A 13,313-nucleotide genomic window follows, 5' to 3' on the forward strand; every position below is an offset into this window, starting at 1 on the left:
TATGCAACTATTCTACAATCCACACCTAAACGAAACGCTAACTTCCTTTGTTTTTGATAAAGAAGAGAGCAAACATATCATTAAAGTGCTGCGTAAAAAAGAAAGCGATATTTTGCACGTTACAAATGGTTTAGGCTTTTTATTTACAACCGAAATCACAATTGCTTCCGACACTAAATGTACCGTAAAAATTGTTTCATTTGAAAAACAGGAAGCACCAAAATTCCATTTGCATTTAGCAGTTGCACCAACCAAAATGAACGAACGCTATGAATGGTTTTTGGAAAAAGCTACTGAAATTGGAATTCACGAAATCACACCAATTATCTGTGAGCATTCCGAAAGAAAAGTAATCAAAATAGATAGATTTCAGAAGATTCTGGAATCAGCCATGAAACAATCCTTGCATTATTATCTGCCAAAATTAAACGAACCTATCACCTTTAAAGATTTTATAAAAACTCAAAATTCCGGACAATTGTTTATTGCGCATTGTGAAGAAGTCGAGAAAAAATCATTAAAAAACGAGCTAAAAACCAATAAAGATGTAACGATTCTCATTGGTCCCGAGGGTGATTTTTCTGTTAAAGAAATCCAACTAGCCATTGATGCTAATTTTATTCCTGTATCTTTGGGAACAACACGTTTGCGAACAGAAACAGCTGCGATTGTTGCCTGTCATAGTGTGGTATTAATTAATGAAGAATAAACTCTGTTAATCTCTTGTTTTTCTCTGAGAATCTCTGTGTAACAAATCAGAGCAATTACACAGAGATACGCGGAGTATATCAGAGATACACAGAGCAAAATTAAGTTTATGAATAGAGTATTTTATTTTTTTATACTGATTTCTTTTACCTCATTCTCCCAAGAAATTGCGTTGCTAAAATACAGCGGTGGTGGTGATTGGTATGCCAATCCGACTTCGCTACCCAATTTAATAAAATACGCCAATCAAACGATTAATACCTATATCAAATCAAAACCAGCTACCGTTGAACCAGGCAGTTCCGAAATTTTCTCCTATCCTTTTGTACACATGACTGGTCATGGAAACGTGTTTTTTAGCGATGCTGAGATAAGCAACTTGAGAAACTATTTGCTTTCCGGTGGATTTCTTCATGCCGACGACAATTATGGTATGGATCAATATATTCGCAGAGAAATAAAACGCATTTTTCCAAATAATGATTTGGTTGAAGTACCTGCGAATCATCCAATTTTTCAAAAGCCAAATCTTTTTGCCAATGGATTACCAAAAATACATGAACACGATGGTAAACGTCCACAAGCGTTTGGGATTTTTATTGACAACCGATTAGTATTGCTTTATACTTTTGAATGTGATTTAGGCGATGGCTGGGAAGATCCGGAAGTACACAACGATCCAAAAGAAGTTCGTGAAAAAGCATTAAAAATGGGCGCTAATATTTTGAACTACATTTTCAATAATTAACCCATAGTTTATTTCTTTCCTTTTTTGGCTAAATAAATAGCAAATCATAAAAAATGATGTTGTTCATCGATTTGTTGACAAGTAGCCTTGCTTTTTTAGCAAGCAGCTAAAATATTTCATAAATTGTATTAATTAATTAATAAACCCAAATAAAATGAAAAAAATCTGTTTATCATTAGCTGTTATGATTACGTTGTTTTCTTGTCAAAAAGAAGATGATTTACAAACCACTGCTAAAGTATCAAAAAGAGCTTGTGCTTCTCAAGAAGTACTAGAAAGACAATTAAAAGAAAATCCAGAATTGGCTTCTAAAATGGAGCAAATAGAGGCGTTTACAGAAAATGCCATGCGAAACCCAAACCAATATCGTTTGGTAAATGGCAAAATTGAAATTCCTGTTGTTGTAAATGTATTATACAAAACAACTGTAGAAAACATTTCCTTAACTCTAATCCAATCTCAAATTGACGTTTTAAACAAAGATTTCAATGCTTTAAACTCTGATTATAATCAAGTTCCGGCTTTGTTTTCAGGTGTAAAAGCTAACGTAGGAATCTCATTTGTTTTAGACCAAGTTATTAGAAAAGCGACTACTAAATCTTCATGGGGAACAAGAGATGCGATCAAGAAATCTAAACAAGGTGGATTAGATCCAACAAGTCCATCTACAAAATTAAACTTTTGGGTTGGAACTATTGGTGGCGGAATTTTGGGTTATGCCCAGTTTCCTGGTGGTCAATCAGCTACTGACGGTATTGTAATTGACCCATTGTATTTTGGTGTTTATAGCAATTCGAGTTCTAGTTACCCATATAATTTAGGAAGAACAGCAACTCACGAAGTGGGTCACTGGTTAAACCTTCGTCACATTTGGGGTGATGCAAATTGTGGAAATGATTTAGTTTCAGACACACCAAATCATGATTCAGCAAATTTTGGCGTTCCAACATATCCTCATTATAGCACTTGTTCTGGAGCTCCGGTTGAAATGACTATGAATTATATGGATTATACTGATGACAGAGGAATGTATATGTTCTCTACAGGTCAAAAAGCCAGAATAGATGCAATCTTTGTTTCTGGTGGCCCGAGGTTTTCTTTTGCGCAACCATAATAATTATTTATATAATTTTGATAAAAACTCGTCTCGTTTGTAATAACGAGACGAGTTTTTTTTATTTTTAATGAAATTTATAACCCATGGATAAATCCATTTTGTCGGAAGAAATTCAAGAGTTTATTACTTCAAATATAAATGCTGATGTATCTAAATTAGCGTTGCAAAAAAATAAATTTCCGGCTAAAGACTGGGCAACAATTCTAAATCAAATTGCCTCCAAACAAAAAGCCAAAAACAAACTTCCTACTTGGTTTAACACTTCAAATATTTACTATCCAAGCAAAATTTCCGTTGAGCAAACGTCTTCTGAAAAAACGGCTGAATACAAATCAGAATTAATTGCTGGCGACAAACTAATTGATTTGACTGGCGGTTTTGGTGTGGATGATTTTTATTTTTCCAAAAAAGTAACTAAGGTTATGCATTGCGAAATCAATCCGGAATTATCGGAGATTGTTGCGCATAACTTTGAACAATTACAAGTAAAAAATATTGAATGTTTTGCAGGTGATAGTTCTGAAATTCTGGCAACTTTAAATCAAAAATTTGATTGGATTTATATTGATCCCTCTAGGCGACATGATGCTAAAGGCAAAGTATTTATGCTTAAAGATTGTTTGCCAAATGTTCCTGAATTGCTTGATTTTTATTTTGAGTTTGCCGATAATATCATGATAAAAACGGCACCTATTCTTGATATAACCGCTGGATTATCTGAATTGAAAAATGTAAAAGCCATTCACGTTGTTGCGCTAGAAAATGAAGTCAAAGAACTGCTTTGGATTTTGGAAAAAAATTATTCCAAAAATATTGAAATCGTTACTTGCAACTTGACAAAAGAAACAGCATCAGCATTTAGTTTTGAACTCGGAAATTCATCAATTACAAATTATAGTTTACCAAAAAAATATGTTTACGAACCTAACGCTGCGATAATGAAATCATGCGGATTTGATAAAATTACAGCAATTTTTGAGGTTGAGAAACTGCACCAACATTCGCATCTTTATACTTCCGACACTTTGATTGATTTTCCGGGTAGAGCTTTTGAAATTGAAAATTGCTTTGAGTACAACAAACAAAATATGAAATCGTTTTTGGAAAACAAAAAAGCCAATATTACTACTCGGAATTTTCCGGAAACGGTAGAAAACATTCGCAAAAAGTGGAAAATTAAAGATGGCGGAACTACGTATTGTTTTTTTACAACTGATGCAAATAATAATAAAATAGTTTTACTTTGCGGCAAATTAAAATAGACCATGAATAATAAGATAATTTTAGCTTTATTCCTTCTTGCCAACCTGAATGCATTTTCTCAAAAGCCATGCGAAATAGACACCAATGTTACCGATAGTTTAGGCACTTATAAATCGACCAAACAATTCATCATTTTTGAGAGAAGTTTTGCAGGAAATTCTACAAATATATTTTTTTCTTTAGCAAACAGCAATGGCGTTTTAAGCCTTGAAACACAACTATTAAAAAGAAGTAGCGGATTTATTAAAGCCGATTGTTTTGATACCAATTCACGTATCTATTTGCAATTAAATAATGGTAAAATTGTGACTTTGCTATATGTAGGAAATGACACTTGTGGCACATTAATTCAAAATGAGAATAGTCCAAATAGCCGGATTATGACAGGTTCATTTGTGTTTTCAAAAGAAAATTATGAAGCGTTAAAAATTTCTCCTGTAACGTTTATGAGAATAAAGTTTGCCGGAGAGACGATTGATTATCCTTTTAAAACAGAATTTACGGCTGAGCTAGACAAAAAAACCTATCAACCCGAATATTACTTTATCAATTATTTGAAGTGTGTTGAAAATTAATCCGCGCAACGCCATTTCTGGTTAGAAACTTCGTCTTTATTACTTCCGTTTAAATTATAATGCCACCATTCTGAATCAAACGATTTGAAGTTGTGTTGCAGCATAATTTCTTTTAAAAATTTTCTGTTAGCCAAAATTTCTTGTGACAAGTTTTGATACTTATGACTGGCTTCTTCTCCGAAGAAATCAAACTTGGTTCCCATATTTACTTCTAACCCAAGCGAATCTACCAGTGAAATATCGACTGCGCCACCGCGATTATGAATAGAGCCTTTCTTTGGATTCGCCACAAAATTGGCATCTGGAACGATTTTCCACATCTTTTTCTGAATCGCTTTTGGTCGATAACAATCATAGAGTTTTATTTTGAAGCCTTTTGTTAAAAACGATTTGTTGGCTTCTAATAAGGCTTTCACCGTTTTCACTCGCAGGAAACATTCATCACAAGGATATACTTTTTCTTTTAGAAAATTATCTGCTGTGGCATATTTCATATCAAACACAAAATCGTTGCTATAATTTCTAAGGTTGACAAAAGCATTGCTATCGACTTCCTTTTTAATATCAAGTAAAGCTGGAGATTTCTTTGAATCAAGATAAGTTGATTTGCATGACACGAGCGTTACCGAACTGGCGAAGCAAAACAATAAAGCTATCGCAAAAAAGTTAATTATATTTATTATGCCTTTAAACTTCATCGCTTGTAAACGTAGTGAAACTTTTCTTTTTAAATGGTCGGATAATTAACCGGCCTTCACGATCAAAACGAATATAATTATAAACCCAATTGAGAAAAACTACCGCTTTATTTTTGAAGCCAATCAATGAAAATAAATGCACAAACATCCATACAAACCAAGCAAAAATACCGCTGAAATGATAATGCGGTAAATCGACGACGGCCAAGTTTCTTCCAATTGTTGCCATCGAACCTTTGTCATTGTATTCAAATGGTGTCATCGGTTTTTTATGAATCAACTTGATCAGATTTTCTCCCAATAATTTCCCTTGCTGAATTGCCGGTTGCGCCATCATAGGATGCCCTTGTGGATAGAGCTCCGTTTCCATCGAACAAATATCACCAATGGCAAATATGTTTTCATAACCAACCACTTGATTGTATTGGTTAACCCGAATTCTTTCTACTTTTTCAACCAAAGATTTAGCATCTAATCCGGGAATTTTAGCGCCTTGAACTCCGGCAGTCCAAATTACTGTGGCAGAATCAAAGGTTAAATCGGTATTGGTGCTTATCGTTCTTCCGTCGTAATTGGTTACGCGAACATTTTTCCAAATTTTTACTCCTAAATCCAGCAGAAATTCTTCGGCAGCTTGAGATGACTTCTCACTCATCGTATTCAGAATTCGGTCTCCGCTTTGAATAAGGTTGATTTCCATTTTATCAATATCCAAATCGGGATAATCTTTTTGAAGAATGGCTTTTTTCATTTCTGCCAAAGCTCCGGCAAGCTCAACACCTGTTGGTCCGGCGCCAACCAAAACAAAATTGATTAATGTATTTCTATCCGCTTCATTTGTTGTTAAAACCGCTTGTTCAAAATTTTCCAAAATCAAACTACGAATATTCAACGATTGTGGAATCGTTTTCATTGACATCGAATTACGCTCAATTTCTTTGTTACCAAAATAATTGGTTTTAGAACCTGTAGCAATGACCAAATAATCATAATGCAAATCACCTATTTCGGAGATAATTTTTTGGTTTTCGGTATCTATTTCCTTAACAGATGTCAAGCGAAAGTAGAAATCATTATACTCTTGAATAACTTTCCGAATCGGATAAGCAATCGAACCAGCTTCTAATCCGCCAGTTGCCACTTGATATAATAAAGGCTGAAATGTGTGGTAATTGTGCTTGTCAATCAGTACCACTTGAACATTCTTATTTCGGAGTTTTTTAGATATTGCTATTCCGGCAAAACCGCCACCAATAATAACAACACGAGGTTTTTTTGAAGTTGGAATGTTCATGTGGCATTAATTAATTTTCATCGCGAAAAGCAACATTGCCTTTCCATTTCATAAAACCGCCTTCAAGATTAAAAGTAGTTTCAAAACCCATTTGGTTCATAATGGCACAAGCCTGCGCGCTTCTTGTTCCTGCTTTGCAATAGACGTAATAGTTTTTTGATTTATCTAATTCGTCTAATTTATATAGAAATCCTTGTCCTTTATATATGTCGTTTAAAACTGCATTAGGAATAATTCCTTCATTCCATTCATCTTCTGTTCTTACATCTAGGATAACGGCATTAGAATCGTTTTCTACTTTCGTTTTCCAGTCTTCTTGTGATAAATCCATCTTATATTATTTGAATAACAAAGATACTTCATTGTTAATTTAAATCCCATTGATAAAAGGACAAACTTCTACTCTATTAAAAATTAACAAAAAAATAACATAACATTTGTATATACAACTAAAAACATCTTTACATTTGTACCTACAAATATTGTACTAACAATTATGAAAATAGAAGACGTGATAAAATCTACTGTTCCACTAGATGCCTCTAAAAAAGTCATTCTAAATTTTACGTATACTCAAAATGTAATTGGAGATAAATTTCATGAAATATTAAAACCTTATGACATTTCTAGAGAACAGTATAATGTGTTGCGAATTTTACGTGGTCAAAAAGGTTGCCCGGCCAATATGTGTATCATTCAGGAACGAATGTTAGCCAAAAGCAGTAACACTACTCGACTGATTGACAAATTGCTGCTAAAGGATTTTGTAACTAGAGAAGTTTGCCCCGATAATCGCAGAAAAATTGAAGTACTCATAACCAAAAAAGGGTTAGATATTCTGACTGAACTAGATCCGATTGTGGTGGAACACGAACAACTTTTCGCAAATAATTTGACGCAACAAGAATTAGAACAATTGAATACCTTATTAGAAAAATATAGAACTATTAATTAATAACTGACTATGAGCAATTTTATCACAAACGCTAATTGGCGTTATGCCACCAAAAAATTTGATACTACAAAGAAAGTATCCAAAGAAGATTTAGAAACTTTGAAAGAAGCGATTCGTTTATCGGCTTCGTCTTATGGTTTACAACCATACAAAGTCTTAATAATTGACAATCCTGAATTAAGAGCACAATTGCAACCTGCGGCTTGGGGACAATCACAAATTGTAGATGCTTCACAACTAATTGTTTTTGCCAACATTACCAACTTTGGTGAAACAGAAATTGATGCTTATTTTCAAAATCTAATCGAAACTAGAAGAATTTCAATGGAAGCGGTTCAAGGTTATGCTGATTTTATGAAATCAAAAATCTCAATACTTCCGGTAGATAAAAGAAACATTTGGACAGCTAAACAAACCTATTTAGCAATGGGTAATCTTTTGAATGCAGCCGCTGAACTAAACATTGACGTAACTCCAATGGAAGGTTTTGAACCTGAAAAAGTGAATGAAATACTTGGTTTAGACAAATTAGGATTAAATGCATCTTTAATTGCAACTGTTGGTTATCGTCATGATGAAGATGCCACGCAACATTACGTTAAAGTTCGCAAATCAAACGAAGAATTATTTATCAATTTATAATCAATACTTAATACTAAAACAATGAAAAATTTAAAAACAATCGCAATCGCAATAGTAATAGCTTTCGGAACAACAATAGCAACAGCGCAAAGTAAAAAAGTTAATGTAGAAAAAAGCACCATTAATTGGAATGCGAAAAAAGTAACCGGAGAACACTCAGGAACTGTTAATTTACAAGATGGAGCTTTAATTTTCAAAAATGGAAAAGTTGCCGGTGGGAATTTCACTGTAAACATGACTTCTGTTACAACTACTGATTTATCAGGTGATTGGAAAGCAAAATTAGACGGGCATTTAAAATCAGAAGATTTCTTTAGCACTGAAAAATTCAAAACTTCTACTTTAGAATTCAAAAAAATTGCTTCAAAAGCAAATGGTGTATATACTGTAACAGCTGATTTAACAATTAAAGGAATTACGAATCCTGTAACTTTTGATTTGGCAGTAAAAGGTAGTACAGCTTCAACTGTTGTGAAAATTGACAGAACAAAATACGATATCAAATATGGTTCAAAAAGCTTCTTCGATAGCATTGGAGACAAAGCTATCAATGATGATTTCGACTTAACTGTAAACCTACAGTTCTAAAAAGGGAACAATTGCTTTGAAAAACCTCGACTCGTTTTAAGAACGAGAGAGTTTTTTTCATTTTTTGTTTGGAAATCAAAAACACATTCCTATATTTGTTCAATACAAAAATATAAATGAAAAATATTTTAAATAATACTTGGTGGTGGAAAAGTTTACGTCAGTCGTCGTGAAATAGTCCATTATTGGTATCATTATCCAAATAATAAAAGGCTTGTCATTCACGACAGGTCTTTTTTCATTTTAATAACTTTCATTATGCAGCAGTTTCAATTACATACACAGCACAAACAAATCCTCTCGGATACTATAACGCCTGTGAGCATTTATCTCAAGATTCGGGATAAGTTTCCGAATAGTATTTTGCTCGAAAGTAGCGACTATCATACGACAGATAACAGTTTTTCCTATATCTGCTGCAATGCTATCGCTTCGATAAAAATCGAACATAATAGCATTGTGAGTTCGTTTCCTGATGGAACTTCTGAGAAAATTGCCATTTCCACTGCTGTGAATGTTCCAAAAGTGATTGAAGAATTTGCCTCAAAATTCAAACCTGAAAACAACAATTTCAAGTTCATCAATAACGGTTTGTTTGGTTACATCAATTACGATGCAGTCCAATATTTTGAAAAAGTAAGCATTCAAAAAAGAATCGATGATTTAGTGATTCCCGATTTGTATTATGCGGTTTACCAAAACATTATCGCCATCAATCATTTTAAAAACGAAGCGTATATCTTTTGTCATACCATTGACAATACCAATAATATAAATGAAATTGAACAATTATTGCAAACTAAAACCTTTGCGAGTTACCGTTTTACCAAAGAAGGAAATTCAGTTTCCAATCTGACTGATGCCGAATTTAAATCGAATGTAGCTTTAGCCAAAAAACATTGTCATCGTGGTGATGTATTTCAATTGGTTTTGTCGAGAAGATTTTCACAAGCTTTTAAAGGCGATGAATTCAATGTATATCGCGCTTTGCGGAATATCAATCCTTCGCCCTATTTGTTCTTTTTTGATTATGGAAATTTCAAAATCTTTGGGTCTTCGCCCGAAGCGCAACTCGTAATTTCAAATAAGCATGCCGAAATTCATCCTATCGCCGGTACTTTTAAACGAACAGGAAACGACGAACAGGATGCCGAATTAGCCAAAAAATTAGCTGAAGATGCTAAAGAAAATAGTGAACACGTTATGTTGGTCGACTTGGCACGAAATGATTTAAGTCGAAATTGTACCGAAGTGAAAGTAGAGAAATACAAAGAAGTGCAGTTCTTTTCGCATGTCATTCATTTGGTTTCCAAAGTCACTGGAAAACTAAACGGAAGTTCTATGAAATTAGTTGCCAATACGTTTCCGGCAGGAACATTAAGCGGTGCTCCAAAACACAAGGCAATGCAGTTGATTGAAGAAATCGAAAACACAAATAGAACCTTTTATGGCGGTGCCATTGGCTTTATGGATTTTGGAGGTAATTTCAATCACGCGATTATGATTCGGACGTTCCTTTCTAAAAATCATAAATTGCATTATCAAGCTGGCGCCGGAATCGTCGAAAGTTCTTCGGAAGAAAACGAAATGCAAGAAGTATATAATAAGTTAGGAGCGTTGAATTTAGCGCTTGAATTAGCAGAAACAATATAATTATGAAATCGAAGATTCACGAATACCAAAAAAACAATTATTAAAATCATGAGTAATAAGATAGCCGTTATAGACAATTACGATAGTTTTACCTACAACTTGGTTCATTATTTAGAAGATTTGAACGCAAAGGTAACCGTATTCAGAAACGACGAATTTGAATTGGAGGAATTACAATCCTTTGATAAAATCCTTCTTTCGCCTGGTCCTGGAATTCCGGATGAAGCGGGTTTGCTTAAAGCTGTGATTTCTAAATATGCTGAAAGTAAAAGCATTCTTGGCGTTTGTTTGGGTCAACAAGCCATCGGTGAAGTTTTTGGCGGAAGCCTTATCAATTTGGATAAAGTATATCATGGCGTAGCGACAAAAATCACTCTAGCTGTTACCGATGAAAGTCTTTTTAATAATTTGCCAAAGGATTTTGAAGTTGGGCGTTATCATTCCTGGGTTGTTGCCAATGTTGATTTTCCAGTTGTTTTGGAAATCACTTCAACAGATGAAAACGGACAAATTATGTCATTACGCCATAAAACACTTGATGTAAAAGGTGTGCAATTCCATCCTGAAAGCGTTTTGACGCCTTTTGGCAAACAAATTTTAGAAAACTGGGTAAATGATTAGTGTTCAGTATTCAGTCGCAGTATTCAGTAAAAATTAAAAAAATGAAAATAATTTTAAACCGATTAATAAATCACGAAACGCTTTCAAAAGCGGAAGCCAAAGAAGTTTTGGTTAATATTTCCTCTGGGCAATATAATCCGAGCCAAATTGCTTCTTTTTTGACGGTATATATGATGCGGAACATTACCATTGACGAGCTTTCCGGTTTTCGGGAAGCACTTTTGGAGCTTTGTATTCCTGTAGATTTTTCAGGGTACAATACTATCGATTTATGTGGAACTGGTGGTGATGGAAAAGATACGTTCAACATTTCTACACTGGCTTCATTTGTTGTTGCCGGTAGCGGAATTCATGTAGCGAAGCACGGAAATTATGGAGTCTCTTCCATTTCAGGCTCAAGTAATGTGATGGAAACTTTGGGTGTGAAATTCAGCAATGAAAAGGATTTTTTAGCCAAATGCATGGAACAAGCCAATATTGCCATACTTCACGCACCGTTGTTTCATCCCGCAATGAAGAATGTTGGTCCAATTCGGAAAGAATTAGGTGTTAAAACCTTCTTCAATATGCTTGGCCCAATGGTAAATCCGTCGTTTCCAAAGAACCAATTGGTTGGTGTTTTTAGTTTGGAATTGGCGCGTATGTATGCATATCTATATCAAAACACCAATGTGAATTATACGATTCTTCACGCTTTAGATGGTTACGATGAGATTTCGCTAACCGCTGATGCCAAAATGATTACCAAAAACTCCGAAAGTATTGTCAATGCTGAAGATTACAAATTATCAAAATTGTTTTTTGAAGATATTAAAGGCGGAGAAACTATAGAAGAATCAGCTGGAATTTTCATGGATATCATTTCAGGGAACGGAACCGAAGCGCAACAAAATGTGGTTTGTGCCAATGCGGCGTTAGCGATTTCTACGGTTGAAAATTCAACTATAATTAACGCTTTTGCAAAAGCCAAAGAAAGTTTACAATCAGGAAAAGCCTTAGAAAAATTACAAAAACTGCAACAAATCAGCCAAAAAGCATGAATATTTTAGATCAAATAATCGCCCGTAAAAAGAAAGAAGTTGCTTTGAAGAAAAGCATGGTTTCGGTTGCGCAGTTGGAAAATAGTGATTTGTTTAATTCCAAAACCAACTCGTTGAACAAATCAATTGTCAATTCTCCATTCGGAATTATTGCTGAACACAAACGTCGTTCGCCTTCGAAAGCCACGATTAACAATAGCTTTTCTGTTGAAGAAGTTGTGAAAGGTTATGAAAATGCTGGTGCTTCAGGAATTTCAGTTTTAACAGATATGCAGTATTTTGGAGGTTCGTTAGAAGATTTGCTTTTAGCGCGAGCTTCAGTTGGAATTCCGTTATTGCGCAAGGAATTCATTGTTGACGAATATCAATTATTGGAAGCTAAAGCCTTTGGCGCCGATGCTATTCTGCTGATTGCAGCCGTTTTATCCAAACAAGAAATAAAACAGCTTTCCGAGTTCGCACAATCTTTGGCTTTAGAAGTTTTGCTTGAAGTACACAATCAGGAAGAATTAGGGAAAAGCATCATGCCAAGCCTTGATTTAATTGGCGTGAACAACAGAAATCTCAAAACATTTGAAGTGAGTTTGCAGAACAGCATCGACTTAGTTAATCTCATTCCAAGTGACTTTGTTAAAGTTTCTGAAAGCGGAATAACGTCAGCCGAAGATATAAAACTATTGAGAAGCCACGGATTTAATGGTTTTTTGATTGGAGAAAACTTTATGAAAACCGATAATCCTAGAAAAAGTCTGGAGCAATTTATCAATCAATTAAAAGGATAATGGCAATTCAAATCAAAATATGCGGAATGAAGTTTCCTGAAAACATAAATGAAATTGCTTCTTTGAAGCCTGATTATCTGGGTTTCATTTTCTATGAAAAGTCGCCACGTAATTTTGAAAACACTATTCCAAACTTACCTGAATCAATTCAAAAAGTTGGTGTTTTTGTAAACGCTTCTTTTGAAGAAATTGAAGAAAAAGTTATCCATTACAAACTTGATTTGATACAATTACATGGCGAAGAATCTGCTGAATTTTGTGATTTATTAGAACAGAAAAAAATTAAAGTCATTAAAGCATTCAATGTTGATAAAGACTTTAATTTTAATCAATTACATTATTATATAAATTCATGTAGTTATTTTCTATTCGACACCAAAGGAACTAATTATGGAGGCAATGGAATTACTTTCGATTGGGCCGTTTTAGAAAATTATCATTTAGACAAACCCTACTTTTTAAGTGGAGGCATTGGCATAGAAAATTTAGACGAAGTAAAATCGTTTCTAACAAAAGACTATGCCAAAAACTGCATCGCGATTGACTGTAACAGTAAATTGGAACTATCGCCCGGATTAAAATCAATAAAAAAAACAAAACAACTTATAAACGCTTTTAAAGAATAAACT

The 13,313-nt window shown here is 34.1% G+C and carries 16 protein-coding genes; 13 read left to right on the top strand and 3 right to left on the bottom strand.

The features are described 5' to 3' along the window. Position 1 precedes the first annotated feature (1 nt). From RMN97_RS04160 to RMN97_RS04180, 5 genes are all read left to right on the top strand, one after another. Positions 2 to 709: a 16S rRNA (uracil(1498)-N(3))-methyltransferase gene (locus RMN97_RS04160; RefSeq protein ID WP_309613264.1), complete on the top strand. Its 708-nt coding sequence runs from the start codon at positions 2 to 4 to the stop codon at positions 707 to 709. 108 nt (positions 710 to 817) lie between these two features. Then, positions 818 to 1,456, top strand: a complete 639-nt coding sequence (locus RMN97_RS04165) for a DUF4159 domain-containing protein (protein ID WP_309613265.1) — start codon at positions 818 to 820, stop codon at positions 1,454 to 1,456. 154 nt (positions 1,457 to 1,610) lie between these two features. Then, positions 1,611 to 2,570 carry a zinc metalloprotease gene (locus tag RMN97_RS04170; protein ID WP_309613266.1) on the top strand — a complete coding sequence of 320 codons (960 nt, stop codon included), beginning with the start codon at positions 1,611 to 1,613 and terminating at the stop codon, positions 2,568 to 2,570. 86 nt (positions 2,571 to 2,656) lie between these two features. After that, on the top strand, positions 2,657 to 3,835 hold the full coding sequence (locus RMN97_RS04175; protein WP_309613267.1) for a THUMP-like domain-containing protein: 1,179 nt from the start codon (positions 2,657 to 2,659) through the stop codon (positions 3,833 to 3,835). A 3-nt stretch (positions 3,836 to 3,838) separates the two neighbouring features. Continuing rightward, complete coding sequence (locus RMN97_RS04180) at positions 3,839 to 4,411, top strand: hypothetical protein (RefSeq protein ID WP_309613268.1); 573 nt, start codon at positions 3,839 to 3,841, stop codon at positions 4,409 to 4,411. Here the strand turns inward: RMN97_RS04180 and RMN97_RS04185 are convergent. Genes RMN97_RS04185 through RMN97_RS04195 form a run of 3 tightly spaced genes read right to left on the bottom strand, consistent with a single transcriptional unit; the run spans position 4,408 to position 6,734 of the window. Further along, the gene (locus tag RMN97_RS04185; protein WP_309613269.1) at positions 4,408 to 5,109 is read right to left on the bottom strand and encodes a M15 family metallopeptidase; all 702 of its coding nucleotides are present in this window, start codon (positions 5,107 to 5,109) and stop codon (positions 4,408 to 4,410) included. The genes RMN97_RS04180 and RMN97_RS04185 overlap by 4 nt on opposite strands. Then, the gene (locus RMN97_RS04190; RefSeq protein ID WP_309613270.1) at positions 5,099 to 6,403 is read right to left on the bottom strand and encodes an NAD(P)/FAD-dependent oxidoreductase; all 1,305 of its coding nucleotides are present in this window, start codon (positions 6,401 to 6,403) and stop codon (positions 5,099 to 5,101) included. The genes RMN97_RS04185 and RMN97_RS04190 overlap by 11 nt, the downstream gene beginning before the upstream one ends. Positions 6,404 to 6,413: 10 nt before the next feature. Beyond that, entirely contained in the window at positions 6,414 to 6,734 is a 321-nt protein-coding gene (locus RMN97_RS04195) for a rhodanese-like domain-containing protein (protein WP_309613271.1), read from the bottom strand. Between the two features lie 165 nt (positions 6,735 to 6,899). On the opposite strand from RMN97_RS04195, the gene RMN97_RS04200 reads away from it, so the two are divergent. From RMN97_RS04200 to RMN97_RS04235, 8 genes are all read left to right on the top strand, one after another. Then, entirely contained in the window at positions 6,900 to 7,358 is a 459-nt protein-coding gene (locus RMN97_RS04200) for a MarR family transcriptional regulator (RefSeq protein ID WP_309613272.1), read from the top strand. A 9-nt stretch (positions 7,359 to 7,367) separates the two neighbouring features. After that, the gene (locus RMN97_RS04205) at positions 7,368 to 8,000 is read left to right on the top strand and encodes an NAD(P)H-dependent oxidoreductase (protein ID WP_309613273.1); all 633 of its coding nucleotides are present in this window, start codon (positions 7,368 to 7,370) and stop codon (positions 7,998 to 8,000) included. A 21-nt stretch (positions 8,001 to 8,021) separates the two neighbouring features. Next, entirely contained in the window at positions 8,022 to 8,588 is a 567-nt protein-coding gene (locus RMN97_RS04210; RefSeq protein WP_309613274.1) for a YceI family protein, read from the top strand. A 258-nt stretch (positions 8,589 to 8,846) separates the two neighbouring features. Beyond that, a complete protein-coding gene (locus tag RMN97_RS04215) occupies positions 8,847 to 10,241 on the top strand; it encodes an anthranilate synthase component I family protein (RefSeq protein WP_309613275.1) in 1,395 nt (464 codons plus the stop codon). Between the two features lie 48 nt (positions 10,242 to 10,289). Continuing rightward, positions 10,290 to 10,862, top strand: coding sequence for an aminodeoxychorismate/anthranilate synthase component II (locus RMN97_RS04220; protein WP_309613276.1), 573 nt, complete (start codon positions 10,290 to 10,292; stop codon positions 10,860 to 10,862). 41 nt (positions 10,863 to 10,903) lie between these two features. After that, positions 10,904 to 11,902: an anthranilate phosphoribosyltransferase gene (gene trpD / locus RMN97_RS04225; protein ID WP_309613277.1), complete on the top strand. Its 999-nt coding sequence runs from the start codon at positions 10,904 to 10,906 to the stop codon at positions 11,900 to 11,902. Continuing rightward, positions 11,899 to 12,684, top strand: coding sequence for an indole-3-glycerol phosphate synthase TrpC (trpC, locus tag RMN97_RS04230; protein ID WP_309613278.1), 786 nt, complete (start codon positions 11,899 to 11,901; stop codon positions 12,682 to 12,684). The genes trpD and trpC overlap by 4 nt, the downstream gene beginning before the upstream one ends. Then, positions 12,684 to 13,310 (top strand): phosphoribosylanthranilate isomerase, encoded by a 627-nt coding sequence (locus RMN97_RS04235; RefSeq protein ID WP_309613279.1) that lies wholly within the window; start codon positions 12,684 to 12,686, stop codon positions 13,308 to 13,310. Before trpC ends, RMN97_RS04235 begins: the two co-directional genes overlap by 1 nt. The last annotated feature ends 3 nt before the right edge of the window (positions 13,311 to 13,313 follow it).

The sequence above is a fragment of the Flavobacterium sp. genome, from assembly GCF_031381455.1.
GTDB lineage: Bacteria > Bacteroidota > Bacteroidia > Flavobacteriales > Flavobacteriaceae > Flavobacterium.